General features: G+C 61.3%; 20 protein-coding genes (1 of these 20 cut by a window edge). 11 read left to right on the top strand and 9 right to left on the bottom strand.

Features of this window, described 5'->3' with window-relative positions; all coding sequences use genetic code 11:
• From hrpB to QA646_RS16925, 3 genes are all read left to right on the top strand, one after another.
• Positions 1-2,315 carry the 3' portion of an ATP-dependent helicase HrpB gene (hrpB, locus tag QA646_RS16935; RefSeq protein ID WP_283056556.1) on the top strand. The gene continues 154 nt to the left of window position 1, outside the view, so only the last 2,315 of its 2,469 coding nucleotides appear in the window; its start codon lies beyond the left edge, outside the window; it ends in the stop codon at positions 2,313-2,315.
• 2 nt (positions 2,316-2,317) lie between these two features.
• Entirely contained in the window at positions 2,318-3,655 is a 1,338-nt protein-coding gene (locus QA646_RS16930) for an ActS/PrrB/RegB family redox-sensitive histidine kinase (RefSeq protein WP_283056555.1), read from the top strand.
• A gap of 72 nt (positions 3,656-3,727) precedes the next feature.
• Complete coding sequence (locus QA646_RS16925) at positions 3,728-4,315, top strand: ActR/PrrA/RegA family redox response regulator transcription factor (protein ID WP_283056554.1); 588 nt, start codon at positions 3,728-3,730, stop codon at positions 4,313-4,315.
• 3 nt (positions 4,316-4,318) lie between these two features.
• Here QA646_RS16925 and QA646_RS16920 read toward each other — a convergent pair whose 3' ends face one another.
• On the bottom strand, positions 4,319-4,807 hold the full coding sequence (locus tag QA646_RS16920; RefSeq protein ID WP_283058899.1) for an MmcB family DNA repair protein: 489 nt from the start codon (positions 4,805-4,807) through the stop codon (positions 4,319-4,321).
• Positions 4,808-4,988: 181 nt separating this feature from the next.
• Here QA646_RS16920 and QA646_RS16915 point away from each other — a divergent pair, with 181 nt between their 5' ends.
• On the top strand, positions 4,989-5,663 hold the full coding sequence (locus QA646_RS16915) for a L,D-transpeptidase (RefSeq protein WP_283056553.1): 675 nt from the start codon (positions 4,989-4,991) through the stop codon (positions 5,661-5,663).
• 266 nt (positions 5,664-5,929) lie between these two features.
• Here QA646_RS16915 and QA646_RS16910 read toward each other — a convergent pair whose 3' ends face one another.
• The 6 genes from QA646_RS16910 to hslV all read right to left on the bottom strand — a co-directional run bounded on the left by QA646_RS16910 (position 5,930) and on the right by hslV (position 14,735).
• Positions 5,930-8,098, bottom strand: coding sequence for a malate synthase G (locus QA646_RS16910; protein WP_283056552.1), 2,169 nt, complete (start codon positions 8,096-8,098; stop codon positions 5,930-5,932).
• Positions 8,099-8,216: 118 nt separating this feature from the next.
• Complete coding sequence (locus QA646_RS16905) at positions 8,217-10,220, bottom strand: hydantoinase/oxoprolinase family protein (protein ID WP_283056551.1); 2,004 nt, start codon at positions 10,218-10,220, stop codon at positions 8,217-8,219.
• 88 nt (positions 10,221-10,308) lie between these two features.
• A complete protein-coding gene (locus QA646_RS16900) occupies positions 10,309-11,700 on the bottom strand; it encodes a cytochrome P450 (protein WP_283056550.1) in 1,392 nt (463 codons plus the stop codon).
• Positions 11,701-11,748: 48 nt separating this feature from the next.
• Positions 11,749-12,702 carry a DUF1402 family protein gene (locus tag QA646_RS16895; RefSeq protein WP_283056549.1) on the bottom strand — a complete coding sequence of 318 codons (954 nt, stop codon included), beginning with the start codon at positions 12,700-12,702 and terminating at the stop codon, positions 11,749-11,751.
• A 154-nt stretch (positions 12,703-12,856) separates the two neighbouring features.
• The gene (gene hslU, locus QA646_RS16890; protein WP_283056548.1) at positions 12,857-14,164 is read right to left on the bottom strand and encodes an ATP-dependent protease ATPase subunit HslU; all 1,308 of its coding nucleotides are present in this window, start codon (positions 14,162-14,164) and stop codon (positions 12,857-12,859) included.
• A gap of 43 nt (positions 14,165-14,207) precedes the next feature.
• A complete protein-coding gene (hslV, locus tag QA646_RS16885; RefSeq protein WP_283056547.1) occupies positions 14,208-14,735 on the bottom strand; it encodes an ATP-dependent protease subunit HslV in 528 nt (175 codons plus the stop codon).
• 215 nt (positions 14,736-14,950) lie between these two features.
• On the opposite strand from hslV, the gene hisB reads away from it, so the two are divergent.
• Genes hisB through coaA form a run of 7 tightly spaced genes read left to right on the top strand, consistent with a single transcriptional unit; the run spans position 14,951 to position 19,607 of the window.
• The gene (gene hisB, locus QA646_RS16880; RefSeq protein WP_283056546.1) at positions 14,951-15,559 is read left to right on the top strand and encodes an imidazoleglycerol-phosphate dehydratase HisB; all 609 of its coding nucleotides are present in this window, start codon (positions 14,951-14,953) and stop codon (positions 15,557-15,559) included.
• Between the two features lie 25 nt (positions 15,560-15,584).
• Positions 15,585-16,070, top strand: coding sequence for a DUF2628 domain-containing protein (locus QA646_RS16875; RefSeq protein ID WP_283056545.1), 486 nt, complete (start codon positions 15,585-15,587; stop codon positions 16,068-16,070).
• Positions 16,071-16,072: 2 nt separating this feature from the next.
• On the top strand, positions 16,073-16,723 hold the full coding sequence (gene hisH / locus QA646_RS16870; protein ID WP_107106414.1) for an imidazole glycerol phosphate synthase subunit HisH: 651 nt from the start codon (positions 16,073-16,075) through the stop codon (positions 16,721-16,723).
• Positions 16,724-16,746: 23 nt separating this feature from the next.
• Positions 16,747-17,490 carry a 1-(5-phosphoribosyl)-5-[(5-phosphoribosylamino)methylideneamino]imidazole-4-carboxamide isomerase gene (gene hisA, locus QA646_RS16865; protein ID WP_283056544.1) on the top strand — a complete coding sequence of 248 codons (744 nt, stop codon included), beginning with the start codon at positions 16,747-16,749 and terminating at the stop codon, positions 17,488-17,490.
• The gene (gene hisF / locus QA646_RS16860) at positions 17,487-18,275 is read left to right on the top strand and encodes an imidazole glycerol phosphate synthase subunit HisF (protein WP_028753837.1); all 789 of its coding nucleotides are present in this window, start codon (positions 17,487-17,489) and stop codon (positions 18,273-18,275) included. Before hisA ends, hisF begins: the two co-directional genes overlap by 4 nt.
• 15 nt (positions 18,276-18,290) lie before the next feature.
• Entirely contained in the window at positions 18,291-18,605 is a 315-nt protein-coding gene (locus QA646_RS16855; RefSeq protein WP_283056543.1) for a phosphoribosyl-ATP diphosphatase, read from the top strand.
• Positions 18,606-18,611: 6 nt separating this feature from the next.
• Entirely contained in the window at positions 18,612-19,607 is a 996-nt protein-coding gene (gene coaA / locus QA646_RS16850) for a type I pantothenate kinase (protein WP_283056542.1), read from the top strand.
• Here coaA and QA646_RS16845 read toward each other — a convergent pair.
• Entirely contained in the window at positions 19,549-20,412 is an 864-nt protein-coding gene (locus tag QA646_RS16845; protein ID WP_283056541.1) for a glycosyltransferase family 87 protein, read from the bottom strand. The genes coaA and QA646_RS16845 overlap by 59 nt on opposite strands.
• Positions 20,364-20,813: a hypothetical protein gene (locus tag QA646_RS16840; RefSeq protein ID WP_283056540.1), complete on the bottom strand. Its 450-nt coding sequence runs from the start codon at positions 20,811-20,813 to the stop codon at positions 20,364-20,366. The genes QA646_RS16845 and QA646_RS16840 overlap by 49 nt, the downstream gene beginning before the upstream one ends.
• Between the last annotated feature and the right edge of the window lie 18 nt (positions 20,814-20,831).

Genomic DNA, 20,831 nt, shown 5'->3' with positions numbered 1-20,831 from the left:
GCGACGGCAGGATCATCCTGCTGGAGCCGCGGCGGCTCGCTGCCAGGGCGGCGGCGGCGCGCATGGCTTCGCTGCTCGATGAGCAGGTGGGTGATACCGTCGGCTATCGTATGCGGCTCGACAACCGGGTTTCAGCAAAAACGCGCATCGAGGTGGTGACCGAAGGCGTGTTCGCACGGATGATCCTCGACGATCCCGAACTCTCCGGCGTCTCCACGGTCATCTTCGATGAATTTCATGAGCGCTCGCTGGATGCGGATTTCGGCCTGGCGCTGGCGCTCGACGTACAATCGGCACTCCGCGAGGATCTGCGCATCCTCGTGATGTCGGCAACCCTCGATGTCGAACGAGTCGCAGCCCTGCTCGGGCGTCCGCCGGTCATCGAAAGCATGGGCCGCAGCTTTCCGATCGACATCCGCCATCAGGACCGGCCGGCCGGCGAGCGGATCGAGGACACGGTAACACGGGCGATTCTCGACGCGCATGCGACGGAACAGGGGTCGATCCTCGCCTTCCTGCCCGGTCAGGCGGAAATCATCCGTACTGTGGAGAGACTGGAAGGCCTGATAGCGCCGGAGACTGTAATCGCGCCGCTTTACGGCAATCTCGGCCAGAAGGAGCAAGACGCGGCGATCCGGCCGGCGCCCAAAGGCACGCGCAAGATCGTGCTGGCGACGTCGATCGCCGAGACGTCCATCACCATCGACGGCGTGCGCATCGTCATCGACAGCGGCCTGCAGCGGCTGCCTGTCTTCGAAGCGTCGACCGGCATTACCCGGCTTGAGACGGTGCGAGTATCGCGGGCGTCCGCCGATCAGCGCGCTGGCCGCGCCGGGCGAACGGAGCCCGGGATTGCGATCCGGCTGTGGCATCCCGGCCAGACGGCAGCACTGCCGGCCTTCACGCCGCCACAGATCCTCTCCAGCGATCTTTCCGGGCTGGCGCTCGATCTTGCCCATTGGGGCGTGCAGGACCCCTCGACACTTGCCTTTGTCGATCAACCGCCGATGACGACGCTTGCCGAGGCGCGGGCATTGTTGCGGCAACTGGGAGCTCTGGATACCGAAAACGGGCTGACCGCCCGCGGCAGGCTGATGCGCGATCTGGCCTTGCCGCCGCGACTATCGGCCATGGTGATTTCGGCGGCGGAGTTCGGCCAGGCGCGTGAGGCGGCGATGCTCGCCATATTGCTGACGGAACAGGGACTGGGCGGGCAGAGCATCGATGTGGAAGAGCGCCTCCGGCGGTTCAAGACGGAGAAGGGCGAGAGGGCCGAGGCGTCGCGCCGGCTGGCCGCGAGACTGGCGACAGCGGCGGGCGAGAGCAAGGCTGCGGCCGCGGGAGTGCCGGTCTTGGCCGGCTCATTGCTGCTGCATGCCTTTCCGGATCGCATCGCCCTGCAGCGCGGCGGGCGCGGGCGGTTCGTCATGGCGAATGGGCGCGGCGCCGAATTGCCGGAGACGGAACGCCTGGCCGGTTCGCAGATGCTGGTGATTGCCGATCTCACCGGCCGGGCGGCTCAGGCCCGTATCCTGGCGGCGGCGGACATTGCGCGCGCTGACGTCGAGGAGCATCTGCCAAGCGAAATCCGCACGGAAGACCAGAGCGTCTTCGATAAGGCCAGCCGACAAGTGCGGGCGCGCCGTGTCACCCGGCTCGGCGCCATCATCTTCGAGGAAACGCCTTTACCGAGACCGACGGGCGAGCAGGCGGCAAAGGCGCTGGCCGACGGTATTCGCGAGCTGGGGCTCGGCGTCCTGCCCTTTTCGAAAGAGGCGACGCAATTGCGGGAACGGATCGGCTTCCTGCACCGGACGATCGGGGAGCCGTGGCCCGATATGAGCAATGAGGCCCTGCTCTCGCGGCTGGACGAATGGTTCACGCCGTTCCAGCCCGAGGCACGCGGCCTTTCCGACATCTCGGCTGGCGGGCTTTCCAACGGGCTGTTGTCGCTGGTGCCGCATGAGCTGCAGCGCGATCTCGGCCGGATGGCGCCGACGCATTTCGAAGCGCCGACCGGTCAGCGCCATCCGATCCAATATGAGGGCGAAGAACCGCTGCTGACGATCCGCGTTCAGGAGCTTTTCGGGCTGAAGCAGCATCCGGCCATCGGCGGCGGTCGGCTGCCGCTGGTGTTGGAACTGACGTCGCCGGCACACCGGCCGATCCAGACGACGCGCGACCTACCCGGCTTCTGGGCCGGATCATGGAAAGACGTGCGAGCCGACATGCGCGGGCGCTACCCCCGACATCCTTGGCCGGAGGATCCGGCGGACGCTTTGCCGACGACAAAAGCCAAGCCGCGTGGTACCTGAGGATGGCCAGATTCTTCAGAGGATTGGACAAGATGCCGGATGCGGACGCCAAGCCGCAGGACGACCACCATACCAGCCGGCGGCTCAGGCTGCAGACGCTGGTGCGGCTGCGCTGGCTCGCGGTCGGCGGCCAGACAGTGACGGTGATGATCGTCGCCTTCTGGCTGAAGTTTCCCATGCCGCTCTTGGCCTGTGGTGTCTTGATCGCCTGTCTTGCCTGGATCAACTTCTTCCTGACGCTGCGCTATCCGCCGACGCACCGGCTTGAGCCGCCCGCCGCCTTTGCGCTGCTCGGCCTCGATCTTCTGCAGCTCTGCGGGCTGCTTCTGATCACCGGCGGACTTGCCAATCCGTTTTCGGCACTGGTCTGCGTGCCGGTCATCATTTCCTTCGCCTCGCAGCCGATCCGCTACAGCATGACGCTGATCGTGCTGGCGATGATCTGCATCACCGGCCTTGCCTTCTCGCCTTTTCCGCTGCCCTGGTACGACGGCGTCGAGATCAATGTTCATAGCGTGATGCAGCTCGGCGTCTGGTGTTCGATCGCCTCGACCATGGCCTTTGCCGCCTTCTATGCCTACCGCGTCTCCATGGAGGCGACACAGCTCGCCGACGCGCTGTCGGCAACGGAACTGGTGCTGCAGCGGGAAAAGCATCTGTCGCAACTCGACGGGCTGGCGGCCGCGGCGGCCCACGAACTCGGAACGCCGCTCGCAACCATCAGCGTCGTCGCCAAGGAGATGGAGCGCGAGCTCAGCCAGGACGACCGCTTCCGCGAGGATGTGGCGCTGCTGCGCAGCCAGAGCGAGCGGTGCCGCGACATTCTGCGGCGGTTGACGACACTGTCCTCCGAGGACGAGGCGCATATGCGACGGCTGACGCTATCGTCTATGATGGAGGAGATCATCGCCCCGCATCGGGAATTCGGCATCAAACTGGAGTTGATCGAAAAAAGCCCGCGGGTGGGCGAACCCGTGCTGAACCGCAATGCGGGCATCATGTACGGGCTCGGCAATCTCATCGAAAACGCCGTCGACTACGCGCGAAAGAAAGTGACGGTCACGGTGGAATACGATCCCGATACGCTGACGATCATAATCGAGGACGACGGCAACGGTTATTCTGCCGATATCTTGACGCGGATCGGCGAGCCCTATGTCACTACACGGCAGCGTGACGATACCGCCGGCGGCCTCGGGCTCGGCCTGTTCATCGCCAAAACCCTGCTGGAGCGTTCGGGTGCCGTGCTTAATTTCGGCAATCGCGATCCGGAAACGCCGGGTGCGCGCATCCGCATCGAATGGCCGCGCATGTTAATCGACAGTAATTCGACAAAATGAATTTCACGGCTTAAGACTCGGTCGTTAAAGTCAGTAGGACTATGCAGGCGTTTGTCGCCGGGATTGAACATGATGACGGATAAAGAGCTCACCGACCCTCATGCGGGGGCCAAGGACATTGAGGACCATATCGGCCCTGACGCGACATTGCTGATCGTCGATGACGACGGGCCCTTTCTGCGCCGACTGGCGCGCGCCATGGAGACGCGCGGCTTTGCAGTCGATACCGCTGAATCGGTGGCGGAAGGTGTCGCCAAATCCAAGACCAATCCACCGAAATACGCCGTGGTCGATCTCCGCCTGGGTGACGGCAACGGCCTGGATGTCATCGAGGCGATCCGGCAAAGACGCGATGATACGCATATCGTGGTGCTGACCGGTTACGGCAATATCGCAACGGCCGTCACCGCCGTAAAACTTGGTGCTCTCGATTATCTTGCCAAGCCCGCGGATGCCGACGATGTCTATTCGGCGCTCACGCAGAGGCCCGGCGAAAAGGCCGAGGTGCCGGAAAATCCGATGTCGGCCGATCGGGTCCGCTGGGAGCATATCCAACGCGTCTATGAAATGTGCGAGCGCAACGTCTCCGAGACCGCCCGCCGTCTCAACATGCATCGCCGCACGCTGCAACGCATCCTCGCCAAGCGCGCGCCGAAATAAACTTCATTCAGGCGAAAAAGACTTACCTGTCGCCCATTCGGCCAGCATTAGCCGCTGGGCGGCGGCGCGCGAGAAGTTCAGCGTCACCGACTTGCGCGTGGCCGGCGGCAGGCGATGTTCCGGCGCCTCGCGGATCATATGCGCGCCGTAACCATCGGACAGGAAAAGCCCGCATTCTTCCGGAAAGATATCGAGCGGCACGTCCTTGTGCGTCGCGAAGAACAGGCGATCGCAATGCAGGCGGTAATCCGGCCATTTGCGGTCGACACGGAAATCCTCGATCGAAGATTTGATCTCGACGATCCAGATCTCGCCTTTTTCCGAAAGCGTGATCAGGTCGGCGCGGCGGCCGCTGGCGAGCGGCAATTCCGGCAAGACGGCGTGGCGCATCTCGTGCAGTAATAGTTGCACGCCTTTACGTACAAGCATCGCCCGTTCCGACTGCCGGCCATCTATTAACGGATTGTTATTGTAAACGCTCAAAATCGTCATGAATTGCCTCGGGGACCGAACAAGCGTTGTTGCAAAAAAACCATGTCCCTTTAATTTGCGCAGCGGAGCTATTTTTGTCGCCCCGCACCAGCTTGCAAAGCTAAATTTAATAGAAAATAAACCATAGTCAAAGATGGTCGATACCATCCCATTCCCTGTCACAACTCACCAAGAGACTTCCATGCGCATCCGCAATGCTATGACCGCACTCGGCCTTGTCGCAACGCTTGCCACGGCTGGTTATGCCACCACTGCCGCAGCCACGCCGACCGCTACCGCCAACTCCGCCTCCGACACCATCAAGACGTTCGATAGCGACTACGGCGTCACGAGCGACAACGGCTTCCAATTGCCGGCGATCCCGATCCAGAAGGTGAAGCCGCAGTTCCGCCGCCAGATCGTCTCTTACAAGTCTGATGAAGCTCCGGGCACGATCATCGTCAACACCCGCGAGCGCCACCTTTATTACATCCTCGGCAACGGCGAAGCGATGCGCTACGGCATCGGCGTCGGCAAGCAGGGCTTTGCCTGGTCGGGTACGGCATATGTCGCCTGGAAGCAGGAATGGCCGACCTGGCATCCGCCGAAGGAAATGGCGGTCCGTCGTCCGGAAATCGCCAAGTATGTCGACGACGGCATGAACCCGGGCCTTGAAAATCCGCTCGGCGCCCGCGCCATGTATCTCTACAACGAGAAGGGCCAGGACACGCTGTTCCGCCTGCATGGCACGCCGGAATGGGCTTCGATCGGCACTGCCGCTTCCTCGGGCTGCATCCGCCTGATGAACCAGGACGTCATCGACCTCTACAACCGCGTTCTGCCAGGCCACAGCACCAAGGTCGTCGTGATCCAGTAATTGCTGGTATTATATGGAAGTCAAAAGCCGCTGGATTGATGTCTGGCGGCTTTTTGTTTGGGGAAACGAGGCGATGCTATACCGCCCCACCCGCCCTCGTCCTTGGAGGCTCCGCCTTCGGCTGCGCACCTCAGGATGAGGGCTGATCTTGTCCCCTATAGCCGCAAGAGTCTCTCCACCTCATCCTGAGGTGCCTTGCCGTCGAAGCGCTAGCGCAGGCGACAAGGCCTTGAAGGATCGGGGTGGCCTCTGATGGAGAGACGGGATCACCCCACCGCCTTCGCCTTCAGTTCAATACGGCGGCGGTGGAGGACGGGTTCGGTGTAGCCGTTCGGCTGCTCGCGGCCCTTGAGCACGAGATCAAGTGCTGCCTGGAAGGCGACGGAGTCATCGAAATTGCCGGCCATCGGTCTGTAGAGTGGATCGCCGGCGTTCTGCTGGTCGACGATGGCGGCCATGCGCTTCATGGTCTCGACGATCTGTGCTTCGGTAATAACCTTGTGATGCAGCCAGTTGGCCATGTGCTGCGCGGAGATGCGTAGCGTGGCGCGATCCTCCATCAGGCCGATATCGTTGATGTCGGGCACCTTGGAGCAGCCGACGCCCTGATCGACCCAGCGAACGACATAGCCGAGAATGCCTTGCGAATTGTTGTCGATCTCGCGCTGGATTTCTTCCGGCGTCCAGTTCGGACGCGGGGCGACCGGCACGGACAGAATATCGGAAAGTTTGGCACGCGCGCGGTTTTTCAAGGCTTGCTGCACCTTGGCGACATTGACGCGGTGGTAATGGGTCGCATGCAGGGTCGCAGCCGTCGGCGACGGCACCCAGGCGGTGTTGGCGCCGGCCTTCGGATGGGCGATCTTCTGCTCCAGCATCGCCGCCATCAGGTCCGGCATGGCCCACATGCCCTTGCCGATCTGCGCATGGCCGGAAAGGCCGCATTCCAGGCCGATATCGACATTCCAGTTTTCGTAAGCCGTGATCCAGGCGGCCTGCTTCATGTCGCCCTTGCGGATCATCGGGCCGGCTTCCATCGAGGTATGGATTTCATCGCCGGTGCGGTCGAGGAATCCGGTATTGATGAAGACGACACGTTCGCTGGCAGCGCGGATCGCCTCCTTGAGGTTGACCGTGGTCCGGCGCTCCTCGTCCATGATGCCCATCTTGATGGTGTTGCGCGGCATGCCGAGCACATCTTCGACGCGCGAGAAGATTTCGACGGCAAAAGCCACTTCTTCCGGCCCATGCATCTTCGGCTTGACGACATACATGGAGCCGGCGCGGGAATTCTTATGCCGGCCGTTCGGGCCGATATCGTAGAGCGCAATCAGACCGGTGATCACGGCGTCCATAATGCCCTCCGGCACTTCATGGCCGTCGCGGTCGAGGATGGCCGGATTGGTCATGAGGTGGCCGACATTGCGCACCAGCATCAGCGAGCGGCAGTGCAGCTCGAAGCTTGAGCCGTCAGGCGCCGTGTAGGTCACATCCGGATTGAGGCTTCGAATGAAGGTCTTGCCGCCCTTGGAAACTTCTTCCGTCAGGTCGCCCTTCATCAGGCCGAGCCAATTGCGATAGACTTCGGTCTTGTCCTCGGCATCGACGGCAGCGATCGAATCTTCGCAGTCCATAATGGCGGTGATCGCCGATTCCAGTCGCACATCGGAAATGGCAGCCGCATCGGCCTTGCCGATATCGGTGCCGGCATCGATGACGATCTCGATGTGAATGCCGTTGTTTTTCAGCAGAATATGCGAGGGCGCACCCGCATCGCCGAGATAGCCGGCAAAATGCTTACCGTCGGCAAGGGCGACGGCGCCTGTCTTCGTTGCAATTGCCAGTGCACCGCCCTTGACGGCGAAGCCGATGACATCCTTCCAGCTTGCACCGGCAAGCGGTGCGGCGGTATCGAGGAAATCCCTCACCCAGGCGATGACCTTTTCGCCGCGCTTCGGATTGTAGCCCCTGCCCTTCTCGGCGCCGTCCGTCTCGGGAATCGCGTCGGTGCCGTAGAGCGCATCATAGAGCGAACCCCAGCGCGCATTGGCGGCGTTCAGCGCATAGCGGGCGTTCATGACGGGAACGACGAGCTGCGGGCCGGCGATGGAGGCGATCTCGGGGTCGACATTGGCGGTCGAGACCGAGAAGGCCGGACCTTCGGGAATGAGGTAGCCGATCTCGCGCAGGAAGGCTTCGTAGGCGGCCATATCCACGGGCGCACCGTTCTTGCGATACCAATCGTCCAGCGCAGCCTGAATGCGGTCGCGCTTGGCGAGCAGATCGCGGTTCTTTGGAGCGAAGTCGTGCACGATCGCAGAGAAGCCGGCAAAGAAGGTATCCGGATCGACACCGGACCCCGGCAGAGCCTCCTTGACCAGGAAATCATAAAGCACCGGTTCGATCTGAAGTCCGTTCTTGTCAATGCGGCTCATGCCAATCACTCCTAAGGCCGTCCTACGGCTCAATTTTTACATGCTGCCAGTTTGCGGGCGGTTGGGCTCTCCGTCAATTTGGCAATAGTTCAAAATATTTGTGCACTTTTAGAAATAATCAATCTGCAGCGATGCGCGGACGGCCGCTGGCGGTGGCGATGAAACGGGCTTCGACCAGCTTGCGATTGCCCTCGATTTCCGGCGCGTCGATCTGTTCATTCATGGTGATGACCGGATCCGCGGCACCATTCAACCGCGCCTGCGCCATCGCCACCTCGATTGCCCGCTCCCGCGCCAGAGAAAAGGTCTTTTGCTCATCGGTAAGGCGCAGGGTCTCGCCCGCTCCGTTCAGCAGATAAATGCCATCCTCGGGCATGGTGACGAACACCGTAGCGCTGGCGCGAACCTGGCCGACGACGGCGCCAATCGCGTTGGCCACATCCGAATCGGCGGGAATGGCACTTTCACTTGCCAGCGTTGCGGCGATGGCAGGGTAATAAACGGGGGCGGAAGCACCGAGACCGACCAGAGGGCGATCGAGCGAAACGGCAAAACGGACGATGCCCGGTGTGCGGCGAAGAGCGTGGTCGATCGAGATCGATTTGGTTGGATCGAGATGGGTAACGCCGTCTTCGGCAAGGCAGGCGGCGAGGATGACATCGGCGGACTGCCGGGTCAGGCGATCGACGATCCTTTGCGCCAGCTCCTCCACGGATGCAGCGAGCGCATGGCCGGAACCATCCTTCATCCGCATTGCCAGCGCCAGACCAAGTCGCGAAGCTTCTGCATTCCACTGACTTTGCCGGCCGAGCACATGCATGGCATCTGACGGCGTCAGACCGCAGAGATGGACGAGACCGCGGGCGACCAGGCGATCCAGGGTCGCTTTCAGCGATGTCGAGGTCAGAAGCTGATCGAGCGGCAGGGGAACCAAGCCGATTTTGTCGAACAGCGCCCGTTCCAACGGCAACAAACCGCTTGCGAGATGGTCCGGCACGCCGGTGCGCACGGCAAAGCGGCCGACGTGGCGGCCATGATGCGGCGCACGCAACTGCTGCTCCAGCACGCTGATGACCGCTTGGCCATGCATATGCGCGACAAGGCTGAGCGGCAGCAGGCGGCGCGGCCCAAGTTCGAAAGCGGCGACAAGGCCGCGGTCGTTTATCTTCACCTCGGAATCACCGCCGAGACCATAGGTGCGCATCGCAACCGCTTCGACCATGGTGCGATAACCGCCGACCACGGCGCCGTCAGCATCGAGCCGCGGCCGACCGGCCTCCATGACAGCGACATCTGTGGTGGTGCCGCCGATATCGGACACCACGGCATCGTCAAGGCCGGTAAGATAGCGCGCGCCGACAAGGCTTGCCGCAGGCCCGGAGAGGATGGTCTCGATTGGGCGGAGCTTGGCTTCCGCAGCCGAGATCAGCGCGCCGTCGCCGCGCACGACCATCATCGGCGCCGTGATGCCGCGCGTAGCGAGAAAACCTTCGCAGGCGCCGACCAAGCGGTCGATCATCGATACCAACCGGGCATTCAGAAGCGTCGTCAGCGCCCGGCGCGGACCGCCGAGCTTGGAGGAGAGTTCATGGCTGCAGGTGACCGGCAGATGGGAAATCTCGCGGATGCGATCCCGCACGCGAATTTCATGAGCCGGATTCCGCACGGCGAAATAACCGGCGATCGCGAAGGACGAAACACTCTTCGAAAGCTCCGGCAGCGCCTCTTCCAGGGCGGTTAGATCGAGCGGATTCTCGCTGCCATGGACGTTGTGGCCGCCGGGCAGGAACAGCACCGGATCGGACCCCAGCGCCCCGGCCAGGCCATCGCGCTTCAGATCGTCAGGGCCGAAGCCGATCATTACCAGCCCTGCGCGGCCGCCCTGTCCTTCGACCAGCGCGTTGGTGGCGAGCGTCGTCGACAGTGATACGAGGCCGATAGCCGAAACCGGGATGGCGGCCTTGGCGATGACCGCATCGACAGCGCCGGCGATACCGACAGCCAAATCATGCCGCGTGGTCAGCGATTTCGCCTTGGCGACAACGCCATCGGCTTCGTGGAAGAGGACGGCATCGGTATAGGTTCCACCGGTGTCGATGCCGAGCAGGAAATGAGATGTCACGCTGATATCTAGCCTTTTGAACGGAAGGTGATGCTGTTATTGCATCCTTCCCGCCTGATCCGCTAGCTGCGAAGCGGCAAAAACAATCCTATCGCCTGGTGACCCGCATCGGCAGCCCGCCTTGCGGCTGTGTCGTGAGCTTCTGCACCGGCCAGGGATTCGTCTCGTCGGTCGCATCGAACCGGAAGCGGTGCATCATGACGGCAAGGGCGATAACGGCTTCCTGCAGGGCGAAAGTGGCGCCGATACAGACGCGCGGGCCGGCGCCGAAGGGCAGGTACTGGAACCGGTTGATCTTACCGCGATTTTCCGGGAGGAAGCGTTCGGGCATGAAGGCGCGCGGCTTGTCCCAATAGAGCGCGTGGCGATGCAGCGTCCATGGCATGATCAGCACGGTGATATCAGCCGGGATCTCGACACGCTCGCCGCTTGGGCTTGTCCATTCGTCGTCGGCAATCGCGGCGCGATTGATCGATGGTGCCGGCGGATAGAGGCGCATCGCCTCCTCGAAGGCGGCACGGACATTCGGCATCAGGTCGAGCCAGGCGACGGGCTCGGCGCCGGTCGCGAGCACCCGATCGATTTCCGCCTCCATGGCGTCGCGGATATGCGGCGTGTTGGCGACACAGTAGATCGTCCAGGCCAGCGCCCTCGCCGTCGTCTCATGACCGGCGCCGATGAAGGTCAGGATATTGTCCTCGATCTCCTCCATGGTCAGGCCGTCCGGGCCGGCCTTTTCCAAGAGCAGCGTCAGGAAATCGTCGGGGGCGCTGGCGCGATCTCTGCGCATTTTGTCGAGACGAAGTTCCATGGTCTTTCGGACGATGCCGCGAAACTTGTCGAGCACCTTCTGACCGCCGATGCGGGTAAGGCGTGGCACCCAGGAAGGGGCGCGCAGAAGGTCCATCGGATCGACGCGGCCCATGCGATGCAGAAGCTGATTGACGTCATCGGCGAAATGGCCGCTTTCGGTGACGATCTCACCGGAAAACAAAGTGTCCGCGAGGATGGCGAAGGTGAGCTCGGTCATATCGATGGCGATATCGAAAACCTTGCCGCCGCCGGCCTCCTCGTATTTGCGAACATAGGTTTCGCTCTGGCTCAGCATCTGGCCGGCAAAGCCCTGGGCATGGCGCGGCGTGAAGACTGGCGCCACGGCCTTGCGCGAGCGCTTCCAAACCTGGCCTTCGGCGGTCAGCAGGCCGTCGCGCAGGATCGGCCTGAGCACGAGCTGGCGAATCTCCGACATGCGGTAATTGGAGGCATTGTCGACCAGCACATGCTTGATCAGTCCGGGATCATTGACGATCAGCGTGCGCTCACGAAAGAAGCGCGTCATGATCCACGGCAGCGTGTAGGAAGGCTCGCCCCATAATTCCAGTGGATTGCGCAGGATGGTGCGGATGATCGTCAGGCGCGACGGCGGGACGGTGCGCGGGGTCGGGGCCGGCGGAGAGAAGGCTTCCGGGATCATGTCCATGAGATCCAATCTCCTCGAAAACCTTATTTTCCCGACGGCTCCCGAAGTTTAGAGCAGCGACTTCAGATCGTCCAGCTTATCATTGATAAGCCAGCCATAGTAATTTTCCTCCGGCCAGACCGGCTGCGCTGCCCCCCGGTTCTTGGCGGCGAGTGCTGCGGCCCGCTGGCGGGAATTGCCGACATTGTAGAGCGTCGCCGTAATGCCCGGATTGCCGGAAATATCCATGCCGGCGATCGAGCGGTAATCGTCGATCGACTTGCGGATCGAGGCAGCAACGAAGGCGAGCGACAGGTCGGGGTCCATGATGGCCTTGTAGACGCTGCCGGCATCCTTTTCATCCAGCTTCGGAATGCCGGACGTGCTGCTGACGAGATCGGAAAGTTCCAGCGCCGTCAGCGGATTGACCTGGCCGAGGCCGAAGGTCTGGCCGGCATAGAAGGGCTGGAAGAACACGGCGCTGAAACGGTTGTCCGGGAAAGATTTGCCGCCGACCTTCTTGCCCCGGAAATCGCTTTCCCAGACATCTTCGCGGCAGGTCCAGAGGCTGTAGGAATCCCTTTTGCCCTTGCAAGCATCGAATTGCGGCCGGGCAACGAAATCGTCGACGCTTTCGCCGTTATAGGCGAAACGGAAGCTCTCGCCGGCATAGGAGGCAGCCTTGACGTAATAGGACTGCAGGCCGTCATAGGCGTCGACATTATAGGTATGCTCACCGACCAGCGCGCCGATGATGTGGATCGGATCGATGCCATAGGCGCGCGCCGTCGACTTGATCTTCGACATCAGCCGGGTATCGGTCGCCAGCAGTTCATGAACCTTCTGGTATTTGCGCTCGAAAGTGGAATTCGTGCCCTTGGTGCGGCGCACGGATGCACCGGGGATCGGGGGTTGCTCGGCGTTGCGGTTGCCTGGCGGCACCATCGCCGCCGCATCCGCATAGGCCGGGATCCAGGAGAGGCTGACAACCGCCAGAAGAAGGGTGATCAGAATGCGTCGCACGATGGCTGCCCTATCGAAGTTTCATCCGATGTTTCAATGGGGCTCACTGACGGACAATCTTGGCCGAATAAAGCCATGCCACGCAAAGAAACGGGCCCCTAACTAAAAAGTTAACGGCCCGCTGTCGAGTGATTAATACGTCAAATCGCCGTCACTAGAGAATGAAGCGCGACAGGTCGGTATTGGTGGCGAGATCGCCGACATGTTCGCGCACATAGTCGGCATCGATGGTCACCGACACGCCGGCGCGATCCGAAGCGTTGTAGGAGATATCGTCCAACACCCGCTCCATTACCGTCTGCAGGCGGCGGGCGCCGATGTTCTCGACGGTGGAGTTGAGGTGCACGGCGACATCGGCCAAAGCGTCGATCGCATCATCCGTGAAGTCGAGCTTCAGATTTTCCGTCTCCATCAGCGCCTTGTACTGGCGGATGAGGCTCGCTTCCGGCTCGGTCAGGATACGGCGGAAATCCTCCTTGCTCAGCGGCTTCAGCTCGACGCGGATCGGCAAGCGGCCCTGCAATTCCGGCAGGAGATCCGAAGGCTTCGATACATGGAAGGCGCCGGAGGCGATGAAGAGGATATGGTCGGTCTTAACCGGACCATACTTGGTCGCAACCGTGGTGCCTTCGACCAGCGGCAGCAGGTCGCGTTGCACGCCTTCGCGCGAGACGCCGGCGCCCATGCCGCCGTCACGGGCGGCGATCTTGTCGATCTCGTCCAGAAAGACGATGCCGTCATTCTCGGCGGATTGCACAGCTTCGCGCTGGATCGCCTCATTGTCGATCAGCTTGTCGGATTCATCGCGGATCAGCTCCTTGTAGGAATCCTTGACCGTGGTGCGCACCTTCTTGGTGCGGCCGCCCATGGCCTTTCCGAACATTTCGGAGAGGTTGAGCACGCCGATATTGGCGCCGGGCATGCCGGGAATTTCAAAGCCGGGCATGCCGGAACCTGTGTCGGCGATCTCGATATCGATTTCCTTGTCGTCCAGCTGGCCCTCGCGCAGCTTCTTGCGGAAGCTGTCGCGCGTCGCCGGCGAGGCGGTTGCGCCGACCAAGGCGTCGAGCACCCGCTCTTCCGCGCTCATATGCGCCTTCGCCTGAACTTCGGCGCGCTTCTTTTCGCGCGCCAGGCCGATGCCGACCTCGACGAGATCGCGGACGATCTGCTCGACGTCGCGGCCGACATAGCCGACCTCGGTAAATTTCGTCGCTTCCACCTTGATGAAAGGAGCGCCGGCGAGCTTGGCGAGGCGGCGGGAGATTTCCGTCTTCCCGACGCCGGTCGGGCCGATCATCAGGATGTTCTTGGGCATGACTTCGTCGCGCAGGTCGGGTTCGAGCTGCTGGCGACGCCAGCGGTTGCGCAGCGCAATCGCCACGGCGCGTTTGGCCTCATGCTGGCCGACAATATAGCGATCGAGTTCGGAAACGATCTCGCGGGGGGAAAAAGTGGTCATTTCGTGTGCTTCCCGTCAGGGCTAGAAACAATCAAGAGAGGAATTAGGACTCGGAGTCGAGCGTTTCGACCACCACGTTATGATTGGTATAGACGCAGATGTCGGCGGCGATGTCGAGCGCGCGGCGGGCGACGTCCTCGGCCGATTTGTCCGTATCGATCAGAGCGCGGGCGGCGGCGAGCGCGAAATTACCGCCGGAACCGATCGCCATGGCGCCATGTTCCGGCTCGAGCACATCGCCATTGCCGGTGACGGCGAGCGTCACTTGTTTGTCGGCAACCAGCATCATCGCTTCGAGGTTGCGCAGATATTTGTCCGTGCGCCAATCCTTGGCGAGCTCGACGGCGGCGCGCATCAACTGGCCGGGATATTGTTCGAGCTTCTTTTCAAGCCGCTCGAGCAGCGTAAAGGCATCGGCGGTCGCACCGGCGAAACCGGCAATCACGTCACCCTTTCCGATGCGGCGAACCTTGCGGGCATTGCCCTTCATCACGGTCTGGCCGAGGCTGACCTGGCCATCGCCTGCCATCACCACCTTGCCGCCTTTGCGAATAGTCACAATTGTCGTCATCTAAACACCTATTGCCCCCAATTTTGGCGGGCTTTCTGCCGGGCCGCGTTTCGGCCCCGTCAGCACCTATGTAAGAGGGCTTTTTACGATTGCAAATGGCCGTTATTTTCGAATGATGCATGTAAGCCGGCTAGATAAGTCTATAGTGACTTAACTTCTGGATATTTGCGGATGTGCCTGATAAGGAACGGCCGTCAATCCCGATGGAGCAGCCCATGGCAGAGACCGTAGCGAGCCGCACGGCGAGCGTTTCCCGCAAGACCAACGAGACCTCGGTCTCGGTGTCCGTCAATATCGACGGCAGCGGCAAGTCGACCATTTCGACGGGCGTCGGCTTCTTCGACCATATGCTGGAGCAGCTTTCGCGACATTCGCTGATCGACATGGAGATCGACACCAAGGGCGACCTGCATGTCGACGATCACCACGCGGTCGAAGATACCGGCATCGCCATCGGTCAGGCCATTGCCAAGGCGCTCGGCGACCGGCGCGGAATCACGCGCTATGCCTCGATCGATCTCGCCATGGACGAAACGATGACGAAGGCGGCCGTCGATCTGTCCGGCCGGCCCTTCCTCGTCTGGAACGTCGCCTTCAGCGCCTCGAAGATCGGCACTTTCGATACCGAACTGGTGCGCGAATTCTTCCAGGCGCTCGCGCAGAATGCCGGCATCACGCTGCATATCCTCAACCATTATGGCGCCAACAATCACCATATTGCCGAGACATGCTTCAAGGCCGTTGCCCGCGCTCTGCGCACGGCAACCGAGATCGATCCGCGGCAGGCAGGCCGCGTACCCTCGACGAAGGGTACACTCGCCTGAGCCCCGTCATGGGGAAAGTGAAGAGATGGCAAGCTATTTGATTTTGACGCCGCCCGGAGGACCGGACAAAAACCAGGCGAGAACGCGCTTCATCCGCGACGGTTTTTCCTGGATGGCGTTTTTGTTTCCGACGCTGTGGATGCTTTTTCACCGGCTCTGGCTGCAGGCCATCGCCGCGTTTCTGCTACAGAGCATCGGTTGGGAATTGATCCATCGGCCGGGATTCTTCGCCGCCGGCCTCGCAATCCTGCTCGGCGTGCATATCCTTGCCGCGCTCGAAGGAAGTCATGCCGCATACCGGAACCTCGTCGCGGGCGGCTGGAGGACGGAGGGTCTGGTTTCGGCTCCCAATCTGGCAACGGCTGAGGAGATCCATTTCTCCGACATCGAGCCGAAAGCCGAGGAGGAGAATATCCGTTCGAATAATTGGGATATCCCTTCCTCTCCAAACAACAATTCAAGTCGCGGCGGGCCGGGTTTCGGTCTTCCCGGCTATGATGGAGGACGCTGACCATGCGCGTCGCGATTATCGACTACGGCTCGGGCAACCTGCGCTCGGCCACCAAGGCCTTCGAACGCGCGGCCCGCGAAGCCGGAATCGACACCGAAATCGATCTGACTGACGATGCCGAGCGTGTCGCCACCGCCGACCGCATCGTGCTTCCCGGCGTCGGCGCCTATGCCGATTGCCGCCGCGGGCTCGATGCCGTTTCCGGCATGGCCGATGCGGTGATCGATGTCGTGGAACACAAGGGCCGCCCTTTCCTCGGCATCTGCGTCGGCATGCAGCTCATGTCGTCGCGCGGGCTAGAAAAGACGATCACGCAGGGGTTCGGTTGGATCAAGGGCGACGTCAAGGAGATGACGCCGGATGATCCGACGCTGAAAATCCCGCAGATCGGCTGGAACACGCTGGATCTCCGGCACCCGCATCCCCTCTTCGACGGCATTCCGACCGGGCCGGACGGGCTGCACGCCTATTTCGTTCATTCCTATCATCTGGCCGCCGATCATGCCGACGACGTCATCGCCACGACCAGCTATGGTGGCGCGATGACCGCCTTCGTCGGCCGCGACAACATGGCCGGCTCGCAGTTCCATCCGGAAAAGAGCCAGAAGCTCGGCCTCGCCCTGATTGCCAATTTCCTGCGCTGGAAGCCCTAAGCTCGCGCACTGAGGACAAAGACATGATTCTGTTTCCTGCCATCGACCTAAAAGACGGCCAGTGCGTACGCCTCAAGCTCGGCGACATGCAACAGGCAACCGTCTACAATCCTGATCCGGCCGCGCAAGCCAAGGCATTCGAGGACCAGGGTTTCGAGTGGCTGCATGTGGTCGATCTCAACGGCGCCTTTGCCGGCGAGACCGTCAATGGCGCTGCCGTCGATGCCATTCTCAAGGCGACGAAGAACCCGGTGCAGCTCGGCGGCGGCATCCGCACGCTCGACCATATCGAAAACTGGCTGTCGCGCGGGCTTGCGCGCGTCATCCTCGGCACGGTTGCTGTGCGCGATCCGGCACTCGTCGTTGAAGCCTGCCGGAGGTTTCCGGGACACATCGCCGTCGGCATCGACGCCAAGGGCGGCAAGGTAGCGGTCGAGGGCTGGGCGGAAGCCTCCGAGCTCGGCGTTATCGAACTGGCGAAAAAATTCGAGGGCGCCGGCGTCGCCGCGATCATCTATACCGATATCGACCGCGACGGCATTCTGACCGGCATCAACTGGACCTCGACGCTGGAACTGGCCGATGCGGTTTCCATTCCGGTCATCGCCTCCGGCGGGCTCGCCTCGCTCGACGATATCCGCCGCATGATTCAGCCGGACGCCCGCAAACTGGAAGGTGCGATTTCCGGCCGTGCGCTTTATGATGGCCGTATCGATCCGAAGGAAGCACTAGCCCTGATCAAGCGGGCTAAGGAGGCAGCGCAATGACCCTGAAAGCCCGCGTCATCCCCTGCCTCGACGTCAAGGACGGCCGCGTCGTCAAGGGCGTCAATTTCCTCAATCTCGTTGATGCCGGCGACCCCGTCGAGGCCGCCAAGGCTTACGATGCCGCCGGCGCCGACGAGCTCTGCTTCCTCGACATCACCGCCTCTTCCGACAACAGAGAGACGATTTTCGATGTCGTGGCCCGCACTGCCGAACAATGCTTCATGCCGGTGACGGTCGGCGGCGGCGTTCGGACCATCGCCGATATCCGCAAGCTGCTGCTCTGCGGCGCCGACAAGGTTTCGATCAATTCGGCAGCGGTGAACAATCCGGATTTCGTTGCCGAAGCCGCCGACAAATTCGGCAATCAATGCATCGTCGTCTCGATCGACGCCAAGCGGCGACGCACAGAGGCGCTCGGCGGCGATAATTTGAGCGCCTGGGAGATCTATACCCATGGCGGCCGCAACGCGACCGGCATCGACGCCGTCGATTTTGCCCGCAAGATGGTCGAGCGCGGCGCCGGCGAACTTCTGGTCACCTCCATGGATCGCGACGGCACCAAGGTCGGTTATGACTTGGAGCTGACGCGGGCAATCGCGGATGCCGTGCGCGTTCCGGTCATCGCGTCCGGCGGCGTCGGCGATCTCGACGATCTGGTTGCCGGCATCAAGGAAGGCCATGCGACGGCCGTGCTCGCCGCCTCGATTTTCCACTTCGGCACCTATTCGGTCGGCGAAGCAAAACATTATATGTCCGAGCATGGCATCGCCATGCGGCTCGATTAGGAAGGGATAGGACGGATGAGCGGATTTACCCTTTTCGACCTCGAAAAAATCGTCGATGTGAGGTCCAAGGCATCGCCGGAGGACTCCTGGACAGCGAAGCTTTTTGCCGCCGGCCAGCCGAAGGCGGCAAAGAAGCTGGGCGAGGAAGCGATCGAGGCGGTCATGGCGGCTGTGACCAACGATCGCGACAATCTCACCTATGAGGCAGCCGATTTGCTTTATCACCTTATGGTCGTATTGAAGATAGCAGGCATTCCGTTGCAGAATGTCATGGGTGAGCTCGAAAAGCGCACCGCTCAATCCGGCCTTCAGGAGAAGGCCAGCCGGTAGAATGCGATGACGATAGCGACCCAGACCCTGCCTGCGCACGAGACGCTCGATATATTTGAGGCGAAAGCCTATTCGCCCTATTATTTCTTTTCGTCGGACGAGTGGTCGAAATTCAGAGCCGACACGCCGCTGACATTGACCGCCGACGAAGTGAAGCGGCTGCGCTCCATGGGCGACCCAATCGATCTCGACGAAGTCCGGCGCATCTACCTTTCGCTATCGCGCCTGCTGTCCTCGCATGTGGAGTCTTCCCAGATCCTGTTCGAGCAGCGCAATCGGTTTCTCAGCCTCTCCGATGTGGCCAAGACGCCCTTCGTCATCGGTATCGCCGGCTCCGTCGCCGTCGGCAAGTCCACCACGGCCCGTATCCTGAAGGAATTGCTCGGCCGCTGGCCGTCAAGCCCGAAGGTCGATCTAGTCACGACCGATGGCTTTCTCTATCCGAACGCCGAATTGCAGCGCCGCAACCTGATGCAGCGCAAGGGCTTTCCCGAAAGTTACGATACCGCAGCGCTCCTGCGCTTCCTCTCGGCGATCAAGGCCGGGCAGCCAGATGTCAAGGCACCCTGCTATTCGCATCTCGTCTATGACGTGCTGCCGGACGAATACAAGACCGTCGACCGGCCGGATATCCTGATCTTCGAAGGCATCAACGTGCTGCAATCGCGGCACCTGCCGGCGGACGGCAAGATCGTGCCGATGGTGTCGGACTTCTTCGATTTCTCCATCTATATCGATGCCGACGAGCATCTGATCCACAACTGGTATGTGGCGCGCTTCATGAAGCTGCGCGAGACCGCCTTCCGTGACCCTCACTCCTTCTTCCATCGCTACGCCTCGATCACCGAGGAGGAGGCGATCGCGACTGCCGAGGGGCTGTGGAAGAACATCAACCTGAAGAACCTGCGCCAAAACATCCTGCCGACCCGCCCCCGCGCCGACCTCATCCTGCAGAAGGGCAGGAATCATCTGATCGAACAGGTGGCGTTGAGGAAGCTTTAGGCTGCGCCGTTTCACTTCCTTCCGCTGCCTTCGCACTTGACCGCAACTGGTCTCTCCACGCCAGAAAGAGCATCCATGCGGCGAGGACTGTCGGCACCAAGACGCCCAGAGACATTGCCGTCTGCCTAACGATCTGTTGATTGAACAACGGATAGAGCCAGACGGCGACGAGAAGAAGCAGTGCGCTTCGCTGCGTGAAGAACAGATACACAACAGCAACGCTCATCGGTATCGTATCGTAGGAATATCCATAGGGCATGGCGACAAGTGTCAATACGGCCGTCAGGCAAACCCTGGCGGCATGATCGACTACGACCTTTCCGTGCTGCCAGAGCCATAGAACCGCGACGATCGCCAGGATGGAGAAGACCGCCTGAAACACGTAAGATCCGGTGAGCCCGAATCCCAGCGAACGCGCCAGCATGAAGAACGCCGTGGCATTGACCTGATACCCTTGCGGAAAAGGTGCCTCCAGAATCTCCGTCATCAGCGGACGAGTCTCGGTCAGGAACAGCGACCAAACGTCGAAACCGAACAGCAAACCGGTGGCGCCTATCAGGACGAGCGTTGTCGTGCAGGCGGAAAAAATCGCCCGATAATTGCCGCTCGCCAGTAGACAAAAAGGGACGAGTACACCTAGTTGCGGCTTGATCGTCAGCACGCCGAAGAAAATGCCGGCAATAATTGGCCGGCCGGGCGCGAGAGACAACCCGAAGAGCAAGAGGGCCGTGGTTAATGCACCGTTCTGCCCCAGGATCATGTTGACCAAGGCGGCGGGCAAATAACGATGAGCATGCGCGCCCACAGGTTCAACCCGAGCGGCTTTGTCGCCAGAAAGAGCAACAGAAGGGTCAGCAGCGTCCACAAAATGTAGGCGGGGAAAATCGGGAGCGCGGCAAACGGCACCCCAATCAGAAGAATGGAGGGCGGATAGCTCCATTCATGATCCGGCAGGAGCGGCGAGAAAAACACACGAAGCTCTTGTCGATAGGCGGCCATATCGAAGAGATAGGCAACATGGCCTTTCAGAGCCATCAGTGAACCAGCCCACAGATTGGTGAAATCCCAATAGGGCAGCCGGTCCGCAACGACGGAAATTCCATCCGGCGTCAATACCCATACAGTTGTCAGGTACAAGCCGCGGACCATTCCCAGCATGGCAACCATGCCTGCCAGAATAAAATCCAGCCTCACCTTCGATTGCATTTCAGTCACTCCAAAATC

It is taken from the genome of Rhizobium sp. CB3090, from assembly GCF_029714285.1.
In the GTDB taxonomy this organism is placed as follows: Bacteria; Pseudomonadota; Alphaproteobacteria; order Rhizobiales; family Rhizobiaceae; genus Rhizobium.
Note: the sequence above shows the minus strand (reverse complement) of the source record. Positions and strands in the feature narration are given on the sequence as shown.